The 26,264-nt window shown below is 74.3% G+C and carries 26 protein-coding genes and 1 pseudogene; 23 read left to right on the top strand and 4 right to left on the bottom strand.

The features are described 5' to 3' along the window. Positions 1–173 precede the first annotated feature (173 nt). Positions 174–989 carry an IclR family transcriptional regulator gene (locus ACZ6J5_RS35155; protein WP_469398010.1) on the bottom strand — a complete coding sequence of 272 codons (816 nt, stop codon included), beginning with the start codon at positions 987–989 and terminating at the stop codon, positions 174–176. A gap of 313 nt (positions 990–1,302) precedes the next feature. Between ACZ6J5_RS35155 and allB the strand changes: the two genes are divergently transcribed. Together allB and alc are read left to right on the top strand one after the other, a co-directional pair. Continuing rightward, complete coding sequence (gene allB, locus ACZ6J5_RS35150; protein ID WP_469398009.1) at positions 1,303–2,637, top strand: allantoinase AllB; 1,335 nt, start codon at positions 1,303–1,305, stop codon at positions 2,635–2,637. Position 2,638: 1 nt separating this feature from the next. Continuing rightward, positions 2,639–3,754: an allantoicase gene (gene alc, locus ACZ6J5_RS35145; protein ID WP_469398008.1), complete on the top strand. Its 1,116-nt coding sequence runs from the start codon at positions 2,639–2,641 to the stop codon at positions 3,752–3,754. Positions 3,755–3,982: 228 nt separating this feature from the next. Here alc and ACZ6J5_RS35140 read toward each other — a convergent pair whose 3' ends face one another. Next, the gene (locus ACZ6J5_RS35140; protein ID WP_469398007.1) at positions 3,983–4,723 is read right to left on the bottom strand and encodes an SDR family NAD(P)-dependent oxidoreductase; all 741 of its coding nucleotides are present in this window, start codon (positions 4,721–4,723) and stop codon (positions 3,983–3,985) included. Between the two features lie 200 nt (positions 4,724–4,923). On the opposite strand from ACZ6J5_RS35140, the gene ACZ6J5_RS35135 reads away from it, so the two are divergent. Both ACZ6J5_RS35135 and ACZ6J5_RS35130 read left to right on the top strand, forming a co-directional pair. Next, positions 4,924–5,532, top strand: a complete 609-nt coding sequence (locus ACZ6J5_RS35135) for a dihydrofolate reductase family protein (protein WP_469398006.1) — start codon at positions 4,924–4,926, stop codon at positions 5,530–5,532. Positions 5,533–5,645: 113 nt separating this feature from the next. Then, positions 5,646–6,566, top strand: coding sequence for a DMT family transporter (locus tag ACZ6J5_RS35130; protein WP_469398005.1), 921 nt, complete (start codon positions 5,646–5,648; stop codon positions 6,564–6,566). 12 nt (positions 6,567–6,578) lie between these two features. Here ACZ6J5_RS35130 and ACZ6J5_RS35125 read toward each other — a convergent pair whose 3' ends face one another. Next, entirely contained in the window at positions 6,579–6,800 is a 222-nt protein-coding gene (locus ACZ6J5_RS35125; protein WP_469398004.1) for a hypothetical protein, read from the bottom strand. 157 nt (positions 6,801–6,957) lie between these two features. On the opposite strand from ACZ6J5_RS35125, the gene ACZ6J5_RS35120 reads away from it, so the two are divergent. From ACZ6J5_RS35120 to ACZ6J5_RS35105, 4 genes are all read left to right on the top strand, one after another. After that, entirely contained in the window at positions 6,958–8,187 is a 1,230-nt protein-coding gene (locus ACZ6J5_RS35120; RefSeq protein WP_469398003.1) for a sensor histidine kinase, read from the top strand. Then, complete coding sequence (locus ACZ6J5_RS35115; RefSeq protein ID WP_469398002.1) at positions 8,184–8,867, top strand: response regulator; 684 nt, start codon at positions 8,184–8,186, stop codon at positions 8,865–8,867. Before ACZ6J5_RS35120 ends, ACZ6J5_RS35115 begins: the two co-directional genes overlap by 4 nt. 9 nt (positions 8,868–8,876) lie before the next feature. Continuing rightward, on the top strand, positions 8,877–10,055 hold the full coding sequence (locus tag ACZ6J5_RS35110) for a cytochrome P450 family protein (protein ID WP_469398001.1): 1,179 nt from the start codon (positions 8,877–8,879) through the stop codon (positions 10,053–10,055). A 128-nt stretch (positions 10,056–10,183) separates the two neighbouring features. Then, positions 10,184–10,621, top strand: a complete 438-nt coding sequence (locus ACZ6J5_RS35105; protein WP_469398012.1) for a PaaI family thioesterase — start codon at positions 10,184–10,186, stop codon at positions 10,619–10,621. 9 nt (positions 10,622–10,630) lie between these two features. Here ACZ6J5_RS35105 and ACZ6J5_RS35100 read toward each other — a convergent pair whose 3' ends face one another. Further along, on the bottom strand, positions 10,631–11,629 hold the full coding sequence (locus ACZ6J5_RS35100; protein WP_469398000.1) for a Gfo/Idh/MocA family protein: 999 nt from the start codon (positions 11,627–11,629) through the stop codon (positions 10,631–10,633). Positions 11,630–11,970: 341 nt separating this feature from the next. Between ACZ6J5_RS35100 and ACZ6J5_RS35095 the strand changes: the two are divergent. The 15 genes and pseudogenes from ACZ6J5_RS35095 to ACZ6J5_RS35025 all read left to right on the top strand — a co-directional run. Continuing rightward, positions 11,971–12,699, top strand: a pseudogene (locus ACZ6J5_RS35095) (GntR family transcriptional regulator); the annotation flags it as partial. A gap of 77 nt (positions 12,700–12,776) precedes the next feature. Beyond that, positions 12,777–13,796, top strand: a complete 1,020-nt coding sequence (locus ACZ6J5_RS35090; RefSeq protein ID WP_469397999.1) for a sugar ABC transporter substrate-binding protein — start codon at positions 12,777–12,779, stop codon at positions 13,794–13,796. Further along, positions 13,793–14,857: an ABC transporter permease gene (locus tag ACZ6J5_RS35085; protein WP_469397998.1), complete on the top strand. Its 1,065-nt coding sequence runs from the start codon at positions 13,793–13,795 to the stop codon at positions 14,855–14,857. The genes ACZ6J5_RS35090 and ACZ6J5_RS35085 overlap by 4 nt, the downstream gene beginning before the upstream one ends. Continuing rightward, on the top strand, positions 14,854–15,684 hold the full coding sequence (locus ACZ6J5_RS35080) for an ATP-binding cassette domain-containing protein (RefSeq protein ID WP_469397997.1): 831 nt from the start codon (positions 14,854–14,856) through the stop codon (positions 15,682–15,684). Before ACZ6J5_RS35085 ends, ACZ6J5_RS35080 begins: the two co-directional genes overlap by 4 nt. Positions 15,685–15,720: 36 nt before the next feature. Next, positions 15,721–16,899 carry an ROK family glucokinase gene (locus tag ACZ6J5_RS35075; RefSeq protein WP_469397996.1) on the top strand — a complete coding sequence of 393 codons (1,179 nt, stop codon included), beginning with the start codon at positions 15,721–15,723 and terminating at the stop codon, positions 16,897–16,899. Further along, positions 16,896–17,462 (top strand): hypothetical protein, encoded by a 567-nt coding sequence (locus tag ACZ6J5_RS35070; protein WP_469397995.1) that lies wholly within the window; start codon positions 16,896–16,898, stop codon positions 17,460–17,462. The genes ACZ6J5_RS35075 and ACZ6J5_RS35070 overlap by 4 nt, the downstream gene beginning before the upstream one ends. 120 nt (positions 17,463–17,582) lie before the next feature. Continuing rightward, positions 17,583–17,978 (top strand): nuclear transport factor 2 family protein, encoded by a 396-nt coding sequence (locus ACZ6J5_RS35065; RefSeq protein ID WP_469398011.1) that lies wholly within the window; start codon positions 17,583–17,585, stop codon positions 17,976–17,978. A gap of 59 nt (positions 17,979–18,037) precedes the next feature. Then, positions 18,038–19,330 carry a glutaminase A gene (gene glsA, locus ACZ6J5_RS35060; RefSeq protein WP_469397994.1) on the top strand — a complete coding sequence of 431 codons (1,293 nt, stop codon included), beginning with the start codon at positions 18,038–18,040 and terminating at the stop codon, positions 19,328–19,330. Positions 19,331–19,494: 164 nt separating this feature from the next. Next, complete coding sequence (locus tag ACZ6J5_RS35055; RefSeq protein WP_469397993.1) at positions 19,495–20,931, top strand: amidase; 1,437 nt, start codon at positions 19,495–19,497, stop codon at positions 20,929–20,931. Positions 20,932–21,053: 122 nt separating this feature from the next. After that, positions 21,054–21,596, top strand: a complete 543-nt coding sequence (locus tag ACZ6J5_RS35050) for a GNAT family N-acetyltransferase (RefSeq protein ID WP_469397992.1) — start codon at positions 21,054–21,056, stop codon at positions 21,594–21,596. 224 nt (positions 21,597–21,820) lie between these two features. After that, on the top strand, positions 21,821–22,774 hold the full coding sequence (locus ACZ6J5_RS35045; protein WP_469397991.1) for a MurR/RpiR family transcriptional regulator: 954 nt from the start codon (positions 21,821–21,823) through the stop codon (positions 22,772–22,774). 106 nt (positions 22,775–22,880) lie between these two features. Continuing rightward, the gene (gene murQ, locus ACZ6J5_RS35040) at positions 22,881–23,843 is read left to right on the top strand and encodes an N-acetylmuramic acid 6-phosphate etherase (protein WP_469397990.1); all 963 of its coding nucleotides are present in this window, start codon (positions 22,881–22,883) and stop codon (positions 23,841–23,843) included. A 61-nt stretch (positions 23,844–23,904) separates the two neighbouring features. After that, entirely contained in the window at positions 23,905–25,452 is a 1,548-nt protein-coding gene (locus tag ACZ6J5_RS35035) for a PTS transporter subunit EIIC (RefSeq protein WP_469397989.1), read from the top strand. Positions 25,453–25,545: 93 nt separating this feature from the next. Further along, the gene (locus tag ACZ6J5_RS35030; RefSeq protein WP_469397988.1) at positions 25,546–25,917 is read left to right on the top strand and encodes a YidH family protein; all 372 of its coding nucleotides are present in this window, start codon (positions 25,546–25,548) and stop codon (positions 25,915–25,917) included. Further along, positions 25,914–26,246 carry a DUF202 domain-containing protein gene (locus ACZ6J5_RS35025; RefSeq protein WP_469397987.1) on the top strand — a complete coding sequence of 111 codons (333 nt, stop codon included), beginning with the start codon at positions 25,914–25,916 and terminating at the stop codon, positions 26,244–26,246. The genes ACZ6J5_RS35030 and ACZ6J5_RS35025 overlap by 4 nt, the downstream gene beginning before the upstream one ends. Positions 26,247–26,264: the final 18 nt, after the last annotated feature.

Genomic DNA, 26,264 nt, shown 5'->3' with positions numbered 1-26,264 from the left:
GGGGGGGGGGCCGCGGGGGGGGGCCGCCCCCCCCCCCCGCCCCGCGGCCCCGGCCCCCCCCCCGGGGGGGGCCGGGCCCCCCGGGGGCCCCCCGGGGGGGCCCCCCCCCCCCGCGGGGGCCCCCGGCCCCCCCCCCCCCCCCCCCCCCCCCTCCGGCGTCGTACGGCGCGGGCTCAGCCCTGCTGCTGGCCGTTGCCCGCCGTGCTGGCGAGCGCGGCGGACAGCTCCCGGGCGACCTGCTGGAGGATCGGGACGATCTTCTCCGTCGCGGCCTCGGTCACCCGGCCCGCCGGGCCCGAGATGGAGATCGCCGCGGCGGTGGGGGAGTCGGGGACCGAGACCGCGAGGCAGCGGACCCCTATCTCCTGCTCGTTGTCGTCGACCGCGTACCCGGTCTCGCGCACCGCCTCCAGCGCGTCGAGGAAGCCCTCCGGGGTGGTGATGGTCTTCTCGGTCGCGGCCGGCATCCCGGTGCGGGAGAGCAGCGCCCGGACCTCGTCCGCCGGGGTGTACGCCAGCAGGGCCTTGCCCACGCCCGTGGAGTGCGGCAGCACCCGGCGGCCCACCTCGGTGAACATGCGCATCGAGTGCTTGGACGGCACCTGGGCCACGTACACGATCTCGTCGCCGTCGAGCAGCGCCATGTTCGCCGTCTCGCCGGTCTCCTCGACGAGCCGGGCCAGGTACGGCCGGGCCCAGGTGCCGAGCAGCCGGGACGCGGACTCGCCGAGGCGGATCAGGCGGGGGCCCAGGGCGTACCGCCGGTTCGGCTGCTGGCGGACGTAGCCGCAGGCCACCAGGGTGCGCATGAGGCGGTGGATGGTGGGCAGCGGGAGTCCGCTGCTGGCGGAGAGCTCGCTCAGCCCGACTTCGCCGCCGGCGTCGGCCATCCGCTCCAGAAGGTCGAAGGCACGCTCGAGGGACTGGACGCCACCGCTCGCGGCGGCGGGCTTGGCGGCGTCGGTGGTGCTGGCGCTGGACGTCGGCACGGCAACGGTCCTTTCGGGGCAGGCGGGCAAGGCAGCAGCCTACCGGTCGGGTGGGCGGCACACCCGGTCCGGTTCCGGCGTACGTGCCGGTCAGGGGGGTGTTTGTCCGGTGTCGGAGGCGGTCGGGAACGATCCTGGCGGACCCCGCATGGACGGAGCTACGTTCTACTGTACGAAATTTACATTCCACTCTGTGGAAACATCCAAGGTGGGTTCGTCAGGAGCCCATGCTGGAAGTGTGCCCTTGACGACATGTCGTCTCGCGTGAAGACTCCTTCAACAGTTCGTTGAATTTGTGGAAGAAGGGGTACGGGTGGACGTCAACCTGGTCCTGCGCTCGACGCGCGTCATCACTCCCGAGGGGACGCGCGCCGCCTCGATCGCCGTCGCCGGCGGGACGATCGCGGCCGTGCTGCCGTACGACGCCGAGGTACCGGCCGGCGCCCGGCTGGAGGACGTCGGCGACGACGTCGTCCTGCCCGGACTCGTCGACACCCACGTCCACGTGAACGACCCCGGCCGCACCGAGTGGGAGGGCTTCTGGACCGCCACCCGCGCCGCCGCGGCCGGCGGCATCACCACGCTGATCGACATGCCGCTGAACTCGCTGCCGCCCACCACCACGGTGGACAACCTGCGGGTCAAGCAGGAGGTCGCCCGCCCCAAGGCGCACGTCGACACCGGCTTCTGGGGCGGCGCGCTGCCCGACAACGTCAAGGACCTGCGCCCCCTGCACGACGCCGGCGTCTTCGGCTTCAAGTGCTTCCTGTCGCCGTCCGGCGTCGACGAGTTCCCGCAGCTCGACCAGGAGCAGCTGGCCGCCTCGCTCGCCGAGATCGCCGGCTTCGGCGGGCTGATGATCGTCCACGCCGAGGACCCGCACGAGCTCGCGGCGGCGCCCCAGAAGACCGGCGAGAAGTACGCCGACTTCCTCGCCTCCCGGCCCCGCGTCGCCGAGAACACCGCGATCGAGAACCTGGTCAACCAGGCCCGCCGGCTCGGCGCGCGCGTGCACGTGCTGCACCTCTCCTCGTCCGACGCGCTGCCGCTGATCGCCGCCGCCAAGGCCGAGGGCGTCCGCGTCACCGTCGAGTCCTGCCCGCACTTCCTCACCCTCACCGCCGAGGAGGTCCCCGACGGCGCCACCGAGTTCAAGTGCTGCCCGCCGATCCGCGAGGAGGCCAACCAGGACCTGCTCTGGCAGGGCCTCGCCGACGGCACCATCGACTGCATCGTCTCGGACCACTCGCCGTCCACGGCCGACCTCAAGACCCCCGACTTCGCCTCCGCCTGGGGCGGCATCTCCTCCCTCCAGCTCGGCCTGCCGGCCATCTGGACCGAGGCCCGCCGCCGCGGCCACGACCTCACCGACGTGGTCCGCTGGATGTCCGAGGCGCCGGCCCGGCTCGCGGGCCTCGGGCAGAAGGGCGCGATCGAGGCCGGCCGCGACGCCGACTTCGCCGTCATCGACCCGGACGCCACCTTCACCGTCGACCCGGCGGAGCTCCAGCACCGCAACCGGGTCACCGCCTACGCGGGCCGCACCCTGTACGGCGTCGTCACCTCCACCTGGCTGCGCGGGGAGCGGATCGCCGACCGCGGCGTCCTCGCCGAGCCCACCGGCCGCCTCCTCGAAAGGAACAACTGACGTGTCGTCCATACCCAGCTTCACCGGTGACGCCAGCCCCTACGGCGGCGGTGACCCCTACGCCGACTACCGCACCGCGGACTTCCCCTTCGCCCAGTACGCCGACCTCGCCGACCGCCGCCTCGGCGCGGGCGTGATCGCCGCCAACGACGAGTTCTTCGCCGAGCGCGAGAACCTGCTGAAGCCCGAGGCCGCCGAGTTCGACCCCGAGCACTTCGGCCACAAGGGCAAGATCATGGACGGCTGGGAGACCCGCCGCCGCCGCGGCGTCTCGGCCGCCGTGCCGCACCCCACCGAGGACGACCACGACTGGGCCCTCGTACGCCTCGGCGCCCCCGGCGTCATCCGCGGCATCGTCGTCGACACCGCCCACTTCCGCGGCAACTACCCGCAGGCCGTCTCCGTCGAGGCCGCCTCCGTCGCCGGCTCGCCCTCCCCGGAGGACCTGCTCGCCGAGGACGTGAAGTGGACGACCCTCGTCCCGCGCACCGCGATCGGCGGCCACGCGGCCAACGGCTTCGCCGTCGACGTCGAGCAGCGCTTCACGCACCTGCGCGTCAACCAGCACCCCGACGGCGGCATCGCCCGCCTGCGCGTCTACGGCGAGGTCGCCCCCGACCCGCGCTGGCTCGGCGTGCTCGGCACCTTCGACCTCGCGGCGCTGGAGAACGGCGGTCAGGTCGAGGACGCCTCCGACCGCTTCTACTCCCCGGCCACCAACACCATCCAGCCCGGCCGCTCCCGCAAGATGGACGACGGCTGGGAGACCCGCCGCCGCCGCGACAAGGGCAACGACTGGATCCGCTACAGCCTCGCCGCCGAGTCCGAGATCCGCGCCGTCGAGATCGACACCGCGTACCTCAAGGGCAACAGCGCCGGCTGGGCCGCGCTCTCCGTCGCCGCCGAGGGCTCCGAGGAGTGGACCGAGATCCTGCCCCGGACCCGCCTCCAGCCCGACACCAACCACCGCTTCGTCCTCGACGTGCCGGCGGTCGGCTCCCGGGTGCGGATCGACATCTTCCCCGACGGCGGCATCTCCCGCCTCCGCCTCTTCGGCTCCCTCACCGAGACCGGCGCGGCCCGCCTGACCGCCCGCCACCAGGAGCTGGGCGGCTGACCCCGACGGGCCCCGCGGGCGCTGGTGGCCGACACCACCGGCCCGGAGGCCCCCCAGAACTGGGCGGGTACGACACCCCGCCCGGCATCCGAGGGCGCACCGACCGACAGCAACGGTGCGCCCTCGCCCCCTCTTTCCTGGGGCTCGGTTCGCCTCCGGGCGACGTGCGCCGGGCTCTCGGCGCCCGGCACGCCCTTCGGCTCACCCGCCGGGCCCTCGTGGGGGCCGCTACGCCGCGTGCCCGCCGTCCACCGAGAACTCCGCGCCCGTCACGTACGCCGCGTCCGGCCCGGCCAGGAAGGCCACCGTCGCGGCGACCTCCTCGGCGGTGCCGAAGCGGCCCAGGGCCGTGAGGCGCGCCTGGGACTCCGCGTACGGGCCGTCGGCCGGGTTCATGTCCGTGTCCGTCGGGCCCGGGTGGACGATGTTCGCCGTGATCCCGCGCTCGCCCAGCTCCCGAGCCAGCGCCCGTGTCAGGCCGACCAGCGCCGCCTTGCTCATCGTGTACAGCGTGCCGCCCGGGCCCGGGACCCGCAGCGCCATGCAGCTGCCGACCGTGATGATCCGGCCGCCGCGCCCCATCCGCGAGGCCGCCGCCCGCGCGCCCAGGAAGGCCGCCCGGACGTTCACCGCCAGGACCCGGTCCACGTCCGCCAGGGTCAGTGACTCCAGCGGGCCCAGCACCCCGACACCCGCGTTGTTGACGAGCACGTCGAGCCGTCCCAGGGCGTCCGCCGCCCACTCCACCGCGCCGGCCGCGTCGCCCGCGCTCCCCGCGTCCGCCCGCAGGGCCAGCGCCTTCCCGCCGGCCGCCTCGACGCGCGCAGCGACCTCGCGGGCCCGCTCCTCGTCCTGGACGTAGGTGAAGGCCACGTCCGCGCCCTCGTGGGCGAGCCGGACGGCGGTCGCCGCCCCCACGCCCCGGCTGCCGCCGGTGACCAGGACCGCCTTGCCGCTCATGCCTGCCATGTCGAACTCCTCCGAAGTGACGATGCCCCGTTGTTTCGTTGCGAGTTCAATCAAACGCGGGGCGCGGTCCCGGCGCTGGCGGGAAACGGACGCCGAGGCCCCTCCCGGTCCGGGACGTCCGGGACCGATGAGTTCCGCCGGGCGGCGCGGTCGAAAGGAGTGAGACACGATGGTCCGGAACCAGCGAAAGGGCACCCGCCATGGCCACCCTCAGCCTCACCCAGTTCCTCTCCCTCGACGGCGTCCACCAGGCCCCAGGCGGCCCCGAGGAGGACCCGGCCGACGGCTTCGACCTCGGCGGCTGGTCCGTCCCGTACGGGGACGAGGGCTTCGGGCGCTTCATGGACGAGGTCTTCGAACGGCCCACCGCCTTCCTCCTGGGCCGCCGCACCTACGACATCTTCGCGGGGTACTGGCCGAAGCACGACGACCCGGCCAACCCCATCGCCGGCAAGCTCAACGCCCTCCCCAAGTACGTCGCCTCGCACACCCTCACCAGCGCCGACTGGCAGCACACCACCGTCCTCTCCGGCGACGTCGCCCAGCAGGTCGCCGACCTCAAGGAGCGGCTCGACGGCGAGATCCAGATGCACGGCAGCGCGGGCCTCGCCAAGACCCTGATGGAGCACGACCTCATCGACACGCTGCACCTGGCCGTCTTCCCCGTCGTCCTCGGCAAGGGCCTGCGCTTCTTCGCCGACGGGGCCACCCCCACCGCCTTCCGGCTCACCGCCGCCCGCACCACCCCCGCCGGGGTCGCCATCCAGACGTACGAGCTGGCCGGCCGCCCCGTGTACGGGAGCTACTGAGGCCGCCGCCATGGACCAGGTGTAGCCACCACGGGCCGGTTCGGCTACGGTGATCGCTCCGCGTGCGAGCCGTCGAAGTCTCCACCCCTTTAGTCCAGTTGGAGCCGGCTCCCGTGTCCTCCCTCGCCGTACCCGCAGCCCTGCCCGCCCCGCGCCGCGCCTGGCTGACCGACCTGCCCCTGCTCCTCGTCGCGGTGGTCTGGGGCGCCAGCTACCTCGCCGCCAAGGGCATCACCACCACCCACACCGTCGTCGCGGTGCTCGTCCTGCGCTTCGCGGTGGTGCTGCCCGTCCTGGTGGCGGCGGGGTGGCGCGGGCTGCGGGCCCTGACCGGCGCCCAGTGGCGCGGGGCGGCGACCCTCGGCCTGATCCTCGCCGGGATCTTCCTCCTGGAGACCTACGGGGTCGTCCACACCTCCGCCACCAACGCGGGCCTGATCATCAGCCTCACCATGATCCTCACCCCGCTCGCCGAGGCCGCCGTCACCCGCCGCAGACCGTCCCGCGCCTTCCTCGCCGCCGCCGCGCTCTCCGTCGCCGGCGTCGTCCTGCTCACCCAGGGCGGCGGCTTCACCACCCCCTCCGGCGGGGACCTGCTGATGCTGCTCGCCGCGATCGCCCGGACCGCGCACGTCCTCGCGATGTCCCGGATCAAGGCCGTCGAGAGCGCCGACTCGCTCTCCCTCACCACCGTCCAGCTCGGCTCCGCCGTCGCCGTCTTCGCCGTGCTCGCCGCCCTCCCCGGCACCGGCGCCGCCCCCTGGACCGTGGCCCTCGGCTTCGGGCCGCGCGAATGGGCCGGCCTCCTCTTCCTCTCCGTCCTCTGCACCCTCTTCGCCTTCTTCGTGCAGATGTGGGCGGTCCGCCGCACCTCCCCGTCCCGGGTCAGCCTGCTGCTCGGCACCGAGCCGCTGTGGGCCGCCGCCGCGGGCATCGCGCTCGCCGGGGACCGCCTCGGCCCGCTCGGCCTCGCGGGCGCCGCCCTCGTCCTGGCCGGCACCGCCTGGGGCCGCCGCACCGCCGACGCCGCCTGAGGCCCGGTCGCCTCAGGACTTCGGCACCCGGTCCGAGACCACCAGGATCACCAGCCCCAGCGCCGCGATCACGATGTTCGCGAACAGCTCCCGGCCCTCCAGGAACCACACGTGGTCCGTCAGGAAGCGGGTCACCCCCATCAGCTTGAACCAGCCCCCGGTCAGCTCGCGGATCACCCCGCACACTCCGAAGACCATCACCAGAAATCCCGTGACCTCAAGAATCCTCTTCATGCCCCGATCATGATCCACTCGGGCCCCGGGCCGCGTCGGCCGCCGGTATCCCACCCGCGCCCCGGCCGTACGACCGAAGTCGCGGCCGGTGCGACTTTGGTATCCGACCCGCCGCTCCACCCCCCGCCGGCCGCCCCCGGCTGCGTACATTTCCCGTATGACACGCACGGCACGCCCGGAGCGCCTCACCTGGCTGCTCCCCTCCCACCTGGTCGAGGCCGCCGGGGCCGAGGCCGCCGGCCCGCGCGGCCGGCCCCGGCGCACCGTGCGCGACTGGATCATCGACACGGTCATGTTCCTGCTCGCCGCCTTCGTCGGCCTGCTCGCCGCCGAGACCAGCGTCAAGTACGCCAGCGAGCCCGTCGCCCTCGCCGACCAGATCATCGGCGGCCTCGCCTGCTGCGCCCTCTGGCTGCGCCGCCGGTGGCCCGCCGGGCTCGCCCTCGCCGTCTCCGCCGTCAGCGTCGTCGCCCCCACCGCCAGCGGCGCCGTCCTCGCCGCCCTCTTCAGCGTCGCCGTACGGCGCCCCCTGCGGGAGGTCGCCTGGATCGGCGGCCTCGCCATGGCCGCCGGCGTCGTCCAGGTCTTCGTACGCCCCGACCCCACGGTCAACGTCGTCGTCGCCATCGGCCTCGGCATCGTCCTCATCCTCCTCGTCACCGCCTGGGGGATGCTCGTCCGCTCGCGCCGTCAGCTCGTCGAGGCGCTCCGCGACCGCGCCCTGCGCGCCGAGGCCGAGGCCGAACTGCGCTTCGAGCAGGCCCAGCGGCTCGCCCGGGAGGCCATCGCCCGCGAGATGCACGACGTCCTCGCCCACCGGCTCACCCTGCTCAGCGTCCACGCCGGCGCCCTGGAGTTCCGCCCCGACGCCCCGCCCGAGCAGGTCGCCCGCGCCGCCGGGGTGATCCGCGACAGCGCCCACGAGGCCCTCCAGGACCTGCGCGAGATCATCGGCGTGCTGCGCGCCCCCGGCGAGGAGGCCGCCGACCGGCCCCAGCCCACCCTCGACACCCTCGGCGACCTCGTCGAGGAGGTCACCGAGGCCGGGATGCGGGTCGTCCTCGATTCCACCGTCACCGCACCCGGCTCCGTCCCCGCCTCCACCGGCCGCACCGTCTACCGGATCGCCCAGGAGGCCCTCACCAACGCCCGTAAGCACGCCCCCGGCGCCGAGGTCACCGTCACCCTGCGCGGACGCCCCGGCGATGGACTGACCGTCGAGGTCCGCAACCCCGCCCCCACCGGACCCGTCCCCCCGGTCCCCGGCTCCGGACAGGGCCTCATCGGCCTCACCGAACGCGCCACCCTCGCCGGTGGCCGGATGGACCACGGGCCCACCCCCGACGGAGGCTTCGCGCTGCGCGCCTGGCTACCGTGGCCCGCATGACCATCCGCCTGCTCATCGTCGACGACGACCCCCTGGTCCGCGGGGGCCTCGCCCTGATGCTCGGCGGCGCCGAGGACATCGAGATCGTCGGCGAGGGCGCCGACGGCTCCGAGGTCCCCGCGCTCGTCGCCCGGCACGTCCCCGACGTCGTCCTCATGGACATCCGGATGCCGCGCGTGGACGGCCTCACCGCCACCGAACGGCTCCGCGCCGCCGGCGGCGCCCCCGAGGTCGTCGTCCTCACCACCTTCCACGCCGACGAGCAGGTGCTGCGCGCGCTGCGGGCCGGCGCCGCCGGGTTCGTGCTCAAGGACACCCCGCCCGCCGAGATCGTCACCGCCGTCCGCCGGGTGGCCGCCGGCGAGCCCGTGCTCTCCCCGGCCGTCACCCGCCAGCTGATGAGCCACGTCGCCGGGCAGAGCGACGAACCGCCGCGCCGCGCCGTCGCCGCCGACCGGCTCGCCCTGCTCGCCGGCCGCGAGCGCGAGGTCGCCGTCGCCGTCGGCCGAGGCGGCTCCAACGCCGAGATCGCCGCCGCCCTCTATCTGAGCGTCCCCACCGTCAAGACGCACGTCTCGCGGATCCTCGCCAAACTCGGCCTCAACAACCGGGTCCAGATCGCCCTGCTCGTCCACGACGCCGGACTGATCGACCTTCACGACGGCGAGGACGGTGCATAGGCTGGACCGATGTCCGTCATCGATCTGGGGGAGTACGGCGCGGACTTCACCGCGAACCCGTACCCGTATTACGCCGAGCTCCGCGCGCGGGGGCCCGTCCACGAGGTACTGACGCCCGACGGGATGCCGGCCTGGCTCGTCGTGGGGTACGAGGAGGGCCGCGCCGCCCTCGCCGACCAGCGCCTGTCCAAGTCCTTCACCGCCTTCGGGATGCCGCTGCCCGAGGAGGAGCTGGTCGGGCCGAACCTGCTCATCGTCGACCCGCCGGACCACACCCGGCTGCGCAAGCTGGTCGCGGGCGAGTTCACCGGCCGTCGCGTCGAGGCCCTGCGCCCGCGCGTCCAGCGGCTCACCGACGAACTCCTCGACAGCATGGAGCCCGTCGGCCGCGCCGACCTCGTCGACTCCTTCGCCTTCCCGCTGCCCATCACCGTCATCTGCGAGCTCCTCGGCGTCCCGGCCGCCGACCGCGACGCCTTCCGCGTCTGGTCCGACGCGCTGGTCACCGGGGACGGTTCCATGAGCGACCTGGAGGCCGTCGCCGGCTTCGGCGCCTACCTCGACGAGCTCATCGAGGACAAGCGGGCCGCCGGCCCCGCCGACGACCTGCTCTCCGCCCTCATCACCACCCGCGCCGAGGACGGCGACCGGCTCTCCCTGCCCGAACTCCGAGCCCTCGCCTATCTGTTGCTGATCGCCGGTCACGAGACCACCGTCAACCTGATCTCCAACACCGTCCGCGCCCTGCTCACCCACCCCGACCAGCTTGCGGCCCTGCGCGCCGACTTCGGCCTGATCGACGCCGCGGTCGAGGAGGGGCTGCGGTACGAGGGACCGGTGGAGAACGCCACGCTCCGCTTCACCGCCGAGCCGGTCGTCATCGGCGGCACCGAGATACCCGCCGGCGCCATCGTCCTGGTCGGCCTCGCCGCCGGCGCCCACGACCCGGGCCGCTTCCCCGAGCCGGACCGCTTCGACCTCCACCGCGAGACGCGCGGCCACCTCGCCTTCGGCCACGGCATCCACTTCTGCCTGGGCGCCCCGCTCGCCCGCCTCGAAGGCAAGATCGCGATCCGGACCCTTCTCGAACGCTTCCCCCGGCTCGAACTCGACCCCGAGGCGGGTCCGCTGGAGTGGCTCCCCGGCATGCTCATCCGCGGCACGCGCCGGCTGCCGGTCGTATGGTGACGCGGGTGACCACCGAAAGCCCGGCCCCCGGCGCTGGCGGACCCGCCTCCGATGGTGCCGGACCCGCCTCCGGCGCTGCCGGACCCGCCTCCGGCGCTGCCGGACCCGCCTCCGGCTCCTCCGCCGCGCTGGAGCTCGCGCGGGGGATCCTCGACGCGCAGCCCTTCAGCCGGCTGCTCGGCGCCCGGATCACCGCCTTCGGGCCGGACGGGGCGACCCTGGAGCTCGACATCCGCGACGAGCTGCACCAGCAGAACGGCTTCGTGCACGGCGGCGTCCTCTCGTACGCCGCCGACAACGCCCTCACCTTCGCCGCAGGCGCCGCCCTCGGCCCGGCGGTGCTGACCGCGGGCTTCTCCATCCAGTACGTCCGCCCCGCGCGCGGGACCCTGCTGCGGGCCCGCGCCTCCGTGGTCCACGCGGGGCGCCGCCAGGCCGTCGTCCGCTGCGACCTGTCGACCGTCGACGCCGCCGATCCCGGCGGCCCCGGCGGCCCCGGCGATCCTTCGGCCGCCGAGACCCTGTGCGCCGTCGCCCAGGGCACGGTGCTCTCCACGGCCGGATAGGCGCGCTGCCTACCCGGACTCCGCCACCCGCACCGGCCGCCGCTCCCGGCGGGAGCGCTCGCAGGCCTCCGCCACGCGCAGCGCGGCGAGCGCCTCCGCCCCGTCGCAGGGGTTGTCCCGCTCGCCGCGCACCAGGCGCACGAAGGCGTCCAGCTCGGCCTCGTACGCCGGGCCGAAGCGGTCGAGGAAGCCGGTCCAGGGCTTCGCGGGCGGGCGGGGCCCGAGCGGCTCGACCGACTCGACCGGGGTCCGCTCGTCCCAGCCCACCGCGATCTGGTCGAGCTCGCCCGCCAGTTCGAGCCGCACGTCGTACCCGGCCCCGTTGCACCGCGTCCCGGTCGCCGTCACCAGCGTCCCGTCGTCCAGCGTCAGCAGCGCGGCCGCCGTGTCCACGTCCCCGGCCTCCCGGAACATCGCGGGCCCCGCGTCCGACCCGGTCGCGTACACCTCCACGACCTCCCGGCCGGTCACCCAGCGCACGATGTCGAAGTCGTGCACCAGGCAGTCCCGGAACAGCCCGCCCGACTCCGGCAGATAGGCGGCGGGCGGCGGCGCCGGGTCGGAGGTGACCGCCCGGACCGTGTGCAGCCGCCCGAGCCGCCCGTCCGCCACGGCCTCCCGCGCCGCCGCGTAGCCCGCGTCGAAGCGGCGCATGAAGCCCAGCTGGAGCTCGGTGCCCGCGGCCTCGACCGCCGCCAGCGCCGTCAGCGTCCCCGGCACGTCCAGCGCGATCGGCTTCTCGCAGAAGGCCGGCAGCCCGGCCGCCGCGGCCCGCCCGATCAGCTCCGCGTGCGCCGCGGTGGCCGAGGCGATCACCACCGCGTCCAGCGGCTCCGCCAGCAGCGCGTCGACCGTCGGGGCCGCCGCGGCCCCGAGCGCCTCCGCCAGGCGCGCCGCCCGCGCCGGGTCGGCGTCGGCCAGGACCAGGGCCCCGACCTCCGGATGCCGGGCGAGCACCCCCGCGTGAAAGGCCCCGATCCGTCCCGTACCGATCAGTCCGATGCGCATGGCCCCAAGGTCGTGCGGAACGGACCCCCTGTCAAGGAAATGTCAGGACAACAGGACGCCACGCCTTCCCGCGGCCGACCCCCGGGGCTACGCTCCCGCACGTGCTTCCCCAGCCGCCGCGACCCCCGTCCTCCGCATCCCCGGCACCCAGCGCACCCCCCGCACCTCCTGCACCCCCCACACCCTCTGCACCCCCCGCACCCAGCGCACCCCCGACCACCCAGGCACCCCCGACCACCCAGGCACCCCCGACCACCCAGGCACCCCCGACCACCCAGGCACCCCCGACCACCCAGGCACCCCCCGCCCCTCCCGGATCACCCGCACCCCCCGTCCCGCCGCCGCTCGCCGTCGACCGCGCCAGCCCGGTCCCGCTCTACTTCCAGCTCGCCCAGCAGCTCCAGGCGGCCATCGAGGGCGGCGCGCTCGCCCCCGGCAGCCTGCTCGGCAACGAGATCGAGCTGGCCACCCGGCTCGGTCTGTCCCGGCCCACCGTCCGGCAGGCCATCAGGACCCTCGTCGACAAGGGACTGCTGGTGCGCCGCCGGGGCGTGGGCACCCAGGTCGTGCACAGCACCGTCCGCCGCCCCCTGGAGCTCAGCAGCCTCTACGACGACCTGGAGGCGGCTGGGCAGCGGCCCGCCACCCGGATCCTCGCCGACCGCCTCGAACCGGCGGACGCCGAGGTCGCCGCCGCCCTCGGCGTCCCCGAGGGCACCGAGGTGCGCCGCCTGGAACGGCTGCGCACCGCGCACGGCGAACCCCTCGCGCACCTGCGCAACCACCTCCCCGCCCGGCTGCTCGACGCGGACGCCGGGCGGATCGCCGCTACCGGCCTCTACCGGCTGCTGCGTGCCGCCGGGCTCACCCTGCACAGCGCCCGCCAGACCGTCGGCGCGAGGGCCGCCGCGCCCGGCGAGGCCGAGCTGCTCGGTGAGCGCCCGGGCGCCCCGCTGCTCACGATGGAGCGCGTCACCTTCGACGCGACGGGCCGCGTGGTGGAGTACGGCAGCCACCTCTACCGGCCCTCCCGTTACTCCTTCGAGTTCCAGTTGCTGGCCCGTGGGTAGGCCCCCTGAACATCCGAGCGATCCCCATGACCGATACTTCAATGCACGCAGAAGGACACAAAGGAGGGCACGGCCTCGTGACCAGGGTTCCTAATGGAGGGGTACGCGCGGCCATCGGCGCCGTGCTCGCGGTGGCGCTGACCGCCGCGCTCGCGGGATGCAGCAGCACCGGCGGCAAGCGCGCGGAGGACGCCCGCAAGGCGGCCGCGGCCCAGGGACGGGCAGCGGTGGACACCCCCCGCTGGACCTTCGCCATGGTCACCCACTCGGGCGATGGCGACACCTTCTGGGACATCGTCCAGAACGGCGCCAAGCAGGCCGCCGTCAAGGACAACATCAACTTCCTCTACGCCCACAGCGACGAGGCGCAGCAGCAGGCCCAGCTGATCGACTCGTACGTCGCCAAGGGCGTCGACGGGCTCATCGTCACGCTGGCCAAGCCGGACGCGATGAAGACCGCGGTGGAGAAGGCCGTGAAGGCCGGCATCCCGGTGGTCACGGTGAACTCCGGCGCCGAGGCGTCCAAGGCCTTCGGCGCCCTCACCCACATCGGCCAGGACGAGAGCGTCGCGGGCGAGGCGGTCGGCGACGAGCTGGACAAGCGGGGCCGCAAGAAGGCCCTGTGCGTCCTGCACGAGCAGGGCAACGTGGGGCACGAGCAGCGCTGCGCCGGGGCGAAGAAGACCTTCGGCGGCGAGCTGACCAACCTCTACGTCGACGGCACCAACATGCCCGACGTCCAGGCGTCCATCCTCGCCAAGCTCCAGTCCGACCCGTCCATCGACGCCGTCGTGACGCTCGGCGCGCCGTTCGCCGACGCCGCCGTCCAGGCGAAGAAGAGCGCGGGCAGCAAGGCCGAGGTCGACACCTTCGACCTGAACGCCAAGGTCGCCGACGGGCTCTCCGCCGGCACCCTCGGCTTCGCCGTCGACCAGCAGCCGTACCTCCAGGGGTACGAGGCTGTGGACCTGCTGTGGCTGTACCGCTACAACGCCGACGTCCTCGGCGGCGGCAAGCCGGTGCTGACCGGCCCGCAGATCATCACCAAGGACCAGGCCGCCGCGCTCAAGGGCTACACGGAGCGGGGTACCCGATGACCGCCGCCGTCCCGCCACCGGCGCCCGCCGACGGCCTGGACCACGTCGACGAGCGGCTGCTGCGCACCTCGCCGCTGAAGAAGCTGCTGGCCCGGCCGGAGCTCGGCTCGGTGGTCGGCGCGATCGCCGTCTTCGTCTTCTTCTCGCTCGCCGCCGACAGCTTCCTGAAGGCCTCCAGCCTCGGCACCGTGCTGTACGCGGCCTCCACCATCGGCATCATGGCCGTACCGGTGGCGCTGCTCATGATCGGCGGCGAGTTCGACCTGTCCGCCGGCGTGCTGGTGACCAGCTCGGCGCTGATCTCCTCGATGTTCAGCTACCAGATGACGGCGAACGTCTGGGTCGGCGTCGGCGTCTCGCTGCTGGTGACGCTCGCGATCGGCGTGTTCAACGGCTTCATGCTGACCCGCACCAAGCTGCCCAGCTTCATCATCACGCTCGGCACCTTCCTCATGCTGACCGGTCTGAACCTCGGCTTCACCAAGCTGATCAGCGGCACGGTCTCCACCAAGTCGATCGCCGACATGGAGGGCTTCCCCTCGGCGCGGAAGGTCTTCGCCTCGACCTGGACGGTCGGCGGGGTCGAGCTGAAGGTCACCATCCTGTGGTGGTTCGCCCTGGTGGCCGTCGCCACCTGGATCCTGCTGCGCACCCGCTTCGGGAACTGGATCTTCGCGGTCGGCGGCGGCGCGGACGCGGCCCGCGCGGTCGGCGTCCCGGTCTACAAGACCAAGATCGGCCTCTACATGGGCGTGGCCTTCTGCGCCTGGATCGCCGGCCAGCACCTGCTCTTCTCGTTCGACGTCGTCCAGTCCGGCGAGGGCGTCGGCAACGAGCTGATCTACATCATCGCGGCCGTCATCGGCGGCTGTCTGATCACCGGCGGCTACGGCTCCGCGATCGGCTCGGCGGTCGGCGCCTTCATCTTCGGCATGACCGGCAAGGGCATCGTGTACGCCGAGTGGAACCCCGACTGGTTCAAGTTCTTCCTGGGCGCCATGCTGCTCCTCGCGACGCTCCTGAACGCCTGGATCCGCAAGCGCGTGGAGGCCGTGAAGTGACCACCGAAGCCCCGGCGACACAGGCCGCCCCGCTCGTGGAGCTGGACGACGTCAGCAAGTACTACGGCAACATCCGCGCCCTCGAAGGGGTCTCCCTGGAGGTCCGGGCGGGCGGGATCACCTGCGTCCTCGGCGACAACGGCGCCGGCAAGTCCACCCTCATCAAGATCGTCGCCGGGCTGCACCGGCACGACGGCGGGACCTTCCGCATCGAGGGCGAGGAGGTCGAGCTCGCCAACCCGCGCGACGCCCTGGACCGGGGCATCGCCACCGTCTACCAGGACCTCGCGGTCGTCCCGCTGATGCCGGTCTGGCGCAACTTCTTCCTCGGCTCCGAGCCCACGCGGGGCAAGGGCCCCTTCAAGCGGCTCGACGTCGAGCTGATGCGCGAGACCACCCGGACCGAGCTGCTGCGCATGGGCATCGACCTGCGGGACGTGGACCAGCCGATCGGCACCCTGTCCGGCGGCGAGCGGCAGTGCGTGGCGATCGCCCGCGCGGTGCACTTCGGCGCCAAGGTCCTCGTCCTGGACGAGCCGACCGCCGCGCTGGGTGTGAAGCAGTCCGGGGTGGTCCTGAAGTACGTGGCCGCCGCACGTGACCAGGGCCTCGGCGTGGTCCTCATCACCCACAACCCGCACCACGCCTATCTGGTCGGCGACCGCTTCGTGCTGCTGAAGCGCGGGGTCATGGCGGGCAGCCACACCAAGGACTCCGTCACCCTGGACGAGTTGACCCGCCAGATGGCCGGCGGCAGCGAGCTGGAGGACCTGCGCCACGAGCTGGAGCGCCCCTCCGGACCCGCGGGACCGGCCGCCGCTTCGTAACGCGTCCCACACACCCCTCCTGGCAGAATCGAGCCGATGAGTACCTACCGTGACCTCACGCACCGCGGCTCGGCTCGCGGCACGGTCCTGCGGACCGTCGGCACCCGAGAGCGGCGCTCGCACCTGACCGCCCCCCGGGTGCCGACCGTCGGCATCGACATCGGCGGTACGAAGGTGATGGCCGGCGTCGTGGACGCGGACGGCAACATCCTGGAGAAGATCAAGACCGAGACGCCCGACAAGTCGAAGAGCGCCAAGGTCGTCGAGGACACCATCACCGAGCTGGTCCTCGACCTCTCCGACCGGCACGACGTGCACGCCGTCGGCATCGGCGCGGCGGGCTGGGTGGACGCCGACCGGGCCAGGGTGCTCTTCGCCCCCCACCTCGCCTGGCGCAACGAGCCGCTGCGCGACGCCCTCCAGGACCGGCTGGCCGTCCCCGTCATGGTGGACAACGACGCCAACACCGCCGCCTGGGCCGAGTGGCGCTTCGGCGCCGGGCGCGGCGAGGACCACCTGGTCATGATCACCCTGGGCACCGGCATCGGCGGCGCCATCCTGGAGGACGGCCAGGTCAAGCGGGGCAAGTACGGGGTGGCCGGCGAGTTCGGGCACATGCAGGTCGTCCCCGGCGGCCACCGCTGCCCCTGCGGCAACCGAGGCTGCTGGGAGCAGTACAGCTCGGGCAACGCCCTGGTCCGCGAGGCCCGGGAGCTGGCCGCGGCCGACTCCCCGGTCGCGTACGGGATCGTCGAGCGGGTCAAGGGCCACGTCCCCGACATCACCGGCCCGCTCATCACCGAGCTGGCCCGCGAGGGCGACGCCATGTGCGTCGAGCTGCTCCAGGACATCGGCCAGTGGCTCGGCGTCGGCATCGCCAACCTGGCCGCCGCGCTCGACCCCTCCTGCTTCGTCATCGGCGGCGGCGTCTCGGCCGCCGACGACCTGCTCATCGGCCCCGCCCGGGAGGCCTTCCGGCGCCACCTCACCGGCCGCGGCTACCGCCCCGAGGCCCGGATCGCCCGCGCCCAGCTCGGCCCCGAGGCGGGCATGGTCGGCGCCGCCGACCTCGCCCGCCTCGTCGCCCGCCGCTTCCGCCGGGCCAACCGCCGCCGGGTCGAGCGCTACGAGCGCTACGGCCGTTACGCCCAGGTCCTGCGCGGGACGCCCGCCGCGGACCGGGACGCCCGCAACCCCCAGGACCCGCCTTCATGACCCTGCCCCACCCGACGGCCCCCCAGGACGGAAAGCTCCCCGAGGACCGGCGGCACATGCTGCGCCGCCGCTGGCTGACCGCGATCATCATCGTGCTCCTGGTCGGCATCCCGGCCGGCTATCTGGTCATCTCCGCGGGCCAGAGCCGCGACAGCGGACGCGACAAGGAGCGCGAGTCCTCGGCCGTCGGCCTCCAGAACAACTGGCCCTCCCAGATGAAGCGCCGGGTCTTCGAGATCCCGGTCCCGTCGAACGCCTGGGACGTCAGCTACTACGAGACCAGCAACTGGAAGACCAGCCGGCTCTACGTCCAGTTCCGCACCACCGCGCAAGGCCTCGACGGCTACCTTCACGACAGCGGCACCAGCCGCGCCGCCCTGACCCCCGGGGTCACCGTCGGCTCCCACGACATCGAGGTCGTCGGCTGGTCCTTCCCGGGCGACCGCGCCTGGAGCGGCACGACCGTCGCCCGCGAGAGCCCCCGCCCGACGAGCGACATCACGGTCGACCTGACGGACCCGGCGTTCCCGCGCGTGTACGTGGTGTCGGCGACCTCGCCCTGACGACGCCCGACGAGTCTTGTGGGCGCTCCCCGGACAAAGTAATGTCCGGCATGGCTAATCAACTCGTTGAGTAATCTCATAGTCTCACCATCTCGTTGAGTATCGAGGGGGTACGTGTCCATGCACCCGTTCCGCGCGGCCGTCGAGGCCCGTGACGTCGCCGCCATCGAAGCGCTGCTCGCCGCCGACGTCGTCTTCACCAGCCCCGTCGCCTTCGCCCCGTACCCCGGCAAGGCGATCACCGCCGCCATCCTGCGCGGGGTGCTGCGCGTCTTCGAGGACTTCGCCTACGTGCGCGAGATCGGCGAGCCCGGCGCGCGCGACCACGCCCTCGTCTTCACCGCCACCGTCGGCGGGCGCAGCATCCAGGGCTGCGACTTCCTCCACCTCGACGAGAACGGCCTCATCGACGACCTCACCGTCATGGTCCGCCCGCTGTCCGCCGCGCACGCGCTCGCCGAGGCCATGGGGGAGCAGTTCGAGCGGATCTCCCGGGAGGCCGCGGAGCTTTCCTGAGCTCCGGGGAAGGGCTTACCCGCCAGCGTTCCCTTCCCGCGCGAAAGAGGTCCGGTGCCATGGATCCGGTGACAGACGCCCTCGAAGAGATCCACCGCAGGCTCGGCGGGCTGCGCGAGGGGCGGGTCGCCGACTACATCCCCCAGCTCGCCCACGCCGACCCGGACGCCTTCGGCATCGCCCTGGTCAGCATGGGCGGCAACACCTACCGGGCCGGGCGGGCCGACACCCCCTTCACCATCCAGTCGGTCTCCAAGCCCTTCGTCTACGCCCTCGCGCTCGGCGACCTCGGCCCGGCCGAACTGCTGCGCCACGTCGGCGTCGAACCCAGCGGCAACGCCTTCAACGCCATCAGCCTGGAGCCCGGCACCGGCCGCCCGGCCAACCCGATGATCAACGCCGGTGCCCTCGCCACCACCGCGCTGGTGCGCGCCGACGGGCCGGCCGAGCGCTTCGCCCGCGTCCTCGGCTGCCTGTCGGCCTTCGCCGGCCGCCCGCTCGACGTCGACGAGGACGTCTACGCCAGCGAGGCGGCCACCGGCGACCGCAACCGCGCCCTCGCCTACCTGATGCGCTCGGCCGGCTCGCTGCGCGCCGACCCGGTCGAGACCGCCGACACGTACTTCCGCCAGTGCGCGGTCCGGGTCACCGCCGCCGACCTCGCGGTCATGGCCGCGACCCTCGCCAACGGCGGGCTCAACCCGGTCACCGGCGTCCGGGCCGTCGCCGAACCGGACGCCGTGCGCACCCTCGCCGTCATGGCCACCTGCGGCATGTACGACGGCGCCGGGCAGTGGCTGCTCGACGTCGGACTGCCCGCCAAGAGCGGCGTCTCCGGCGGCCTGATCGCCGCCAGCCCCGGCCGCTTCGGCGTCGCCGTCCACAGCCCCCCGCTCGACGCCTCCGGCAACCCGGTCCGCGCGGTGGCCGCCCTCGGCGAGATGGCCCGGCGCTTCGGGCTGCACATCATGCACAACTCGGGGCTGCACGCCGCGACCGTGACCGGCGCCGAGCGGGTCGAACGCGCGGGCCGGAGCGTCGCCGTCGTCACCGCCCAGGGCGGCCTGGAGTTCACCGAGACCGAGGCGCTCCTCTACGCGCTGCGCGACCTCACCCCGCCCGCGCCCGGCCGGCTGGTCCTCGACCTCACCGGCGTCTCCCGGGCGCTCCCCGGCGCGGCCACCGCCCTGGCCGCCGTCCTCGCCGACCTCGTCGCCCGGGGCCACAGGGTCGCCGTCGCCGAGACCCTGCGGCTGGAGCGGGCGGCGGCGCAGGGGCGCGCGCCGACCTGGGCGGTGTTCGGCACCCGGGAGGCCGCGCTGACCTGGGCGGCGGGCGAGGACGGGGCCTGAGCCGGGGCGGCGGCGGGGCCTGGGCCGGGTCCGGACCGGTGCGCGGCGCTTACGACAACGGCATTGACGTGTCCCCGGCGCGGCGGATTTCATGGCGCCCATCCGGAGCGCGCACACGTCAACCCGCCGTCCCCATCGGGCCGTACGTCACAAGGAACTGGCACATGACCGACACCACCGAGCTCGCCTACCTGCCCGCCACAGAGGCGCTGCGCCGCTTCCGGGACCGCACCCTGTCGCCCGTCGAGCTGATGGGCGCCGTCATCGCCCGCGCCGAGGCCGTCGAACCCACCGTCAACGCCCTGGCCGAGCGCACCTTCGACGCGGCGATGGCCGCCGCCCGCGAGGCCGAGGCCCGGTACGCGGGCAAGGGCGAGCCGCCGCGCCCCCTGGAGGGCCTGGCCGTCGCCGCCAAGGAGGAGCAGCCGATCGCCGGCCGCCTGGCCACCGACGGCTCCCTCGCCTTCAAGGACGAGGTCGCGGACGAGACCCACCCGGTCGTCGAGCGGGTGCTGGCCGCCGGCGGCATCGTGCACGCCCGCACCACCACCCCGGAGTTCAGCAGCGCCGCCTTCACCCAGTCGCGGCTGTGGGGCGTCACCCGCAACCCCTGGAACCCGGCCTACTCGCCCGGCGGCTCCTCCGGCGGCGCGGGCGCGGCCCTCGCGGCGGGCGAGACCACCCTCGCGACCGGCTCCGACATCGGCGGCTCCATCCGGATCCCCGCCTCCTCCACCGGCACGGTCGGCTTCAAGCCCCCGTACGGGCGAGTACCGGCCATGGCGCCGTTCAACCTCGACACGTACTGCCACGACGGCCCGATGGCCCGCACGGTCGCCGACTGCGCCCTCCTCCAGAACGTCATCGCGGGCCCGCACCCGCTCGACGCCGTCTCGCTGCGGCCCAAGCTGCTCCTCCCGGAGGTCCACGCGGGCGCCGCGGGCGCCGCCGGGCTCCGGGTCGCGCTCTCCGTCGGGCTCGGCGACTGGCCGGTGGACCCCGAGGTCGAGGCCAACACCCGGGCGGTCGCCGAGGCGCTGCGGGCGGCGGGGGCGCTGGTGGAGGAGGTCGAGGTGCCGGTCACCCGGGCCCAGGTGCGCAAGGCGGCGATGATCCACTTCGGTTCGGTCTTCGGCCCCTACGTGGCCTCGGTCGCCGCCGAGCACGCCGGGCTGCTCACCCCGTACGCGCTGGCCTTCGCGGAGGACACCGCGCGGTACGTGGCCGAGCCCGGCGCCTTCCTGGAGGGCCTGGTCGTCGAGGGCGAGGTGCAGGCGGCGCTCGGCACCCTGCTCGACCGGTACGACGTGCTGCTCTGCCCGACCCTCGCGATCCCCGCCTTCGACGCCGACGACGACTACACGGCGACGAAGGTAGTGGTCGACGGGGTCACCCTCGACCACTACATGGACGCGGCCCTCACCACGGTGTTCAACATCGCGAGCCGCTGCCCGGTGCTCAGCGTGCCCTCGGGCCACGCCTCGACGGGGGTGCCGACCGGGGTGCAGGTGGTCGGCCGCACGTACGACGACGCGACGGTCTTCCGCGCCGCCGCCGCGATCGAGGCGGTCCGCCCCTGGGGCGGGATCCCGGCGCTCTGACGGCCTGCCGGGGGCCCGAGCCGGGGACCCGGGGCGGGGACCGAGTGGGGCCGGGGCGGGGACCCGGGGCGGGGGCCGGGCGGGGCCGGGGCGGTTCGGGGGGTCCGATAGGCTCCGCGGCCATGACCGCGACCGGATCCACTCCCGCGGCGGCCGACTGGCCGCCCACCGCTCCGATACGCACCGCCCGCCTGGTGCTCCGCCCGTCCGAGGCCCGCGACCGGCCCGGCTTCGTCGAGCTGTTCTCCTCGCCGGAGGTCGGCGCCGGCATCGGCGGCGCCCGGCCCCGCGCGGAGGTCGAGGCGGCGATGCCCGAGGTGCCCGGCCGGCGCCCCGGCGCCCTCGTGGCCGAGCTCGACGGGGAGATGATCGGCCTGGTCACCCTCGAAGCGCGCGACCCCGCCCGCCCGGACCAGGTCCGCCCGGAGGCGGGCGGCAGCGAGCTCGGCTACCTCTTCCTGCCGGGCGCCTGGGGCCGGGGCTACGCCGCCGAGGCGTGCGCGGCGGCCCTGGACCGCTTCGCCGCCGCGCGCCCCGGCGAGCGGGTGGTGCTGTGTACCCGCGTGGACAACGCCCCCGCCCTGCGCCTCGCGCGGAAGCTGGGCTTCACGGAGCTGGAGCGCTTCGAGGCGTACGGGGCCGAGCAGTGGTTCGGCGTCCGCTGACGGCCCGTAGGGGCGCGCCCCGCGACGGGCCCCGGCCGGGCGGCGCGGCGGCGAACAGGGCCTCGACGGCCGCGCGTCCGGTGCGGAGCCGGGACCTGTGACCCCCCGCGGCACGGGACCGACGACCCCGTAGCCGCCCGTCCGGCCCAGGTCGGGTCCTTCAGCGGGGGCCAGGGGCCCAAAGGCCCGGCCGCACGCCCCCGGGCGGTAGTTAGTTTCGCCTCATGAGCACGAACACGGTGGAAACTACCGCCCACGCCGGTGACACCCCCCACGCGCTGACGGCCAAGGTCCGCACCCTGCTGCCGGGCCTGGCCCAGGCGCAGCGGCAGGTCGCCGAGGCCGTCGTCGCGGACCCGGCGGGATGCGCGCGGATGACCGTGACCGAGCTCGCCGACCACACGGCGACCAGCGAGACGACCGTGGTCCGCACCGCCCGCCTCCTCGGCTACAGCGGCTACCGCGAGCTGCGCACCGCGCTCGTCGAACTGGCCGCCAGGGAACGCTCCGACGAGCAGGACCCGGACCGGACCGTCGGCGGCGTCGGCCTCGACGACCCGCTCGACCAGGTCGTCGCCAAGCTCGCCGGGGAAGAGCGCCAGGTCCTCGCCGACACCGCCGTACAGCTGGACATCGCCGTCCTCGACGCGGTGATCACCGCGCTGACCGGCGCCCGCCGCATCGACGTGTACGGGGTCGGGACCTCCGGCATCGTCGGCGAGGACCTGGCGGCGAAGCTCATGCGGATCGGGCTGGTGGCCCACGCGTACGGCGACCCGCACCGGGCCATCGCCAGCGCCGTCCAGCTCACCCCCGCCGACGTGGCCCTCGCGATCTCCCACTCCGGCACCACCGCCGACGTCGTCGACCCGCTGCGCCGGGCCGAGGCCAACGGCGCCACGACCATCGCGATCACCAGCACGCCGCGCTCGCCCGTCGCCCACCACTCCGGCCTCGTCCTCACCACCGCCGCCGCCCAGGGCAGCGACCTGAGGTCGCCGTCCATGAGCAGCCGCACGGGCCAACTGCTCATCGTGGACTGTCTCTTCACCGGAGCCGCCCAGCGCACCTACCACACCACCGCGCGGCGCGGACTCGCCGCCTCCTACCGGGCGGTGAGCCACCGGCACGGCGCCACCGCCATCGCCACACCCCCCGATCCCCGCCCCCACTCCTGACCGCCCCCGCCCCCGTCCCTCCCCGACCGGCGCCCTGCCTCGTCCGGCCCACCCAGCCCCCGCACCCACACAGAAGCCGACTCCGAGAAGCGGAAGGCAGCACGCCATGACCCTCACCACCGACCCGCAGCCCGCCGGCGCCCCCTACGGAGAGCTCCGTGCCCGCCTCGACACGCTGTCCACGGAGGCGTACCGCCCCGAACTCGCCGAGATCGACCGGCTGTCCACCCTGGACATCATCCGCGCGATGAACACCGAGGACGCGCTGGTGCCGGCCGCCCTCGGCACCGTCGCCCCGCAGCTCGCGCGGGCCGTCGACGCCGTCGTCGAGCGGATGCGCCGCGGCGGCAGGCTCATCCACGTCGGCGCCGGGACCGCCGGCCGCATGGGCGTCCTCGACTCGGCCGAGTGCCCCCCGACCTTCAACACCGAGCCCGGCCAGGTCGTCGGCGTCATCGCGGGCGGACTCGACGCCATGCTCGCCGCGGTGGAGGGCGCCGAGGACGACCCGGCCGCCGCCGTCGCCGCGCTGCGCGAGCTGGACCTGACGCCCGACGACGTCGTGGTCGGCATCTCCGCCTCCGGCCGCACCCCCTTCGCGGTCGGCGCGGTCCGCCACGCCCGCGCACTCGGCGCCCTCACCATCGGCCTGGCGTGCAACGAGGGATCGGAGCTCGGCGAGGCCGCAGAGATCCCTCTCGAAGTCGTCGTAGGACCGGAGTTCCTCACCGGATCGACGCGTCTGAAGGCGGGCACGGCCCAGAAGCTCACCCTGAACACCCTCTCGACCGTCGTGATGATCCGGCTCGGCAAGACCTACGGGAACCTCATGGTCGACGTCCGGGCCTCCAACGAGAAGCTCAGGGCCCGCTCCCGGCGCATCGTGGCCCTCGCGACGGGCGCGGAACCCGACACGATCGAGGAGGCGCTGACCGCCGCCGGCGGCGAGGTGAAGAACGCCATCCTCGTCATCCTCGGCTCGGTCGACGCCCCCACCGCGGCCCGCCTGCTCGCCACCCATGACGGGCACCTCCGCGAAGCCCTGCGCGCCGCGCCGGCGGACCGCTGACCCCCCGCCCCCGGATCGCCCCCACGCCTTCCCCCGACGACGTACGGAACGGCAGCACATCATGGACAAGCACACCCAGACCGCCCAGGACCTGCTCCCGCTGGTCGGCGGCGCGCACAACGTCACCTCGGTCGCGAACTGCATCAGCAGACTCCGGCTCGGCATCGCGGACCCCTCGAAGATCCGCGCACAGGAGATCAAGGACCACCCGGCCGTGATGGGCGTCGTCGAGGACGACACGTACCAGATCGTCCTCGGCCCGGCGGCGGTCGGCCAGGTCGCGACCGCGTTCCAGCGGCTGGTGGAGGACGAGCGCGCCACGGACCCCCCGCCTCCCGGCACCGGGGCGGACAGCGGCGTCGGCGCCGACTCGCTCGCCGCCAAGGGCGCGGCGATGAAGGCGGACCAGAAGCGGAAGAACGCCACCAAGGGCAAGCTCTTCATCCGGAAGATCGCCAACATCTTCGTACCGCTGATCCCCGCCCTCATCGCCTGCGGTGTGATCGCGGGCGTCGGCGGCATCCTCAACTCCATAGCCCTGTCCAGCGGTTCCGACGCCCTGTCGGGCGTCATCCCCATCACCACCGCGCTCGCCCAGGGCTTCATGTCCCTGATCGCCGTCTTCGTCGGCTACAACGCGGCCAAGGAGTTCGGCGGCACCCCGATCCTCGGCGGAGCCGTCGCCGCGATCGTCGTCTACCCGGGCGTCGCCAACATCACCAGCACCTTCTTCGGCGAACTCAAGCCCTCCCAGGGCGGTGTGCTCGGCGCCCTCGCCGCCGCCGTCCTCTGCGCCTACCTCGAACGCTGGGCCCGGCGCTGGGTCCCCGAAGCCCTCCAGGTGCTCCTCGTCCCCACCATCGCCGTCTTCCTCTCCGGACTCGTCGCCCTCCTCCTGCTCATGCCGCTCGCGGGCACCATCGCCAACGGCATCGGCGACGGCGCCACCTGGCTGCTCACCCACGCGGGCGTCGGCGCGGGCGTCGTACTCGGCGGACTCTTCTCCTCGCTCGTCATGCTCGGCCTGCACCAGGCGCTCATCCCCATCCACACCACCCTCATCGAGCAGCAGGGCTACAGCGCCCTCTACCCGATCCTCGCCATGGCCGGCGGCGGCCAGGCCGGAGCGGCCCTCGCCGTCTACTTCCGGGCCCGCCGCAACAAGTCCCTGCGCCGCACCATCAAGTCCGCCCTCCCGACCTGCGCCCTGGGCGTCAGCGAACCGGTCATCTACGGCGTGACGCTCCCGCTGGTGCGCCCCTTCATCACCGCCGGCGTGGGCGCGGCGGTCGGCGGCGGCCTCGTCGGACTCTTCAGCCAGCTCGGCGTCACCACCGGTTCGACCGCGATCGGCCCGGCCGGCCTGGTCCTCGTCCCCCTGCTCGACGGCAGCAAGGGCATCGGCCCGGCGGCGCTCATCTACACCGGAGCGTGGCTGGTCGCCGCCGGTGTGGCCTGCGCGGTGACGTACTTCTTCGGCTTCTCGAAGTCGATGCTGGCGGACCTGAACACCGACCCGGAGCCCGCGGAGACCGGTCCGGCCGAGGCCGCGGACCGGCCCCAGGAGGAGCCCGCCCCGGACCGGGACCGCACCCCGGCCACCCTCTGACCCCACCAGGGCCCGCCCAGGCCGCGCGTCCGCCCCGCCCCCCGGCGGCGGGCGCGCGGCCGGCCCGCTCCACCGAACGCCGAGGAACCCCCCATGGGACCCACGACCACCCCACGCCGCCGGCGCCGCCCGGCCGACCCCTACGACACCGGCGAGGAACCGGACCCCCGCTTCACCCTCGCCAACGAACGCACCTTCCTCGCCTGGCAGCGCACCGCCCTCGCCCTGATCGCGGGCGGCGTCGGCATCGAGGCCCTCACCGCCCACTCGACGGAGCGCGACCTCCTCGCCGTCCTCCTCGTCCTGGCCGGCGTGGCCTGCGCCGTCACGGCCCTGCGCCGCTGGTCCGCCACCGAGCGGGCGATGCGCACGGGCCGCCCGCTGCCCCGCTTCCGCGCCGCCCTCGCCTTCCCCGCCGCGATCGCCTTCGCGGGGGTGCTGGTCGTCCTGATGGTCGTACGGTGAAGACCCCGCCCCCCGCCCCCTGGGACCCCGGCCTCCAGCCGGAGCGCACGGCCCTGGCCTGGAACCGTACGGCCCTGGCGGCGGCGGTCGCCGCACTCGTCCTGGCCCGGCTCCTCACCCACCACCACCCGGCGGCCGCCACGGTGGTCTTCCTCACCGTCCCGCCGTGCACGCTCGCCCTCCTCGCCCTCACCGCCCGCCGCGCCCGGCGCACGGACCACCGCCTCCGCACCGGCGCCCCCCTGCGCCCGGGCACGCTCCCGGCGGCGCTGACCGCGACGGTGTGCCTCGTGGGCGTCCAGGCCCTGGTCTGGATCCTCGCGAACTGACCGCCGCGGCCCGGCCGG

The organism is Streptomyces sp. NPDC042100, assembly GCF_055582325.1.
This window is presented reverse-complemented; position numbering and strand designations above follow the sequence as displayed.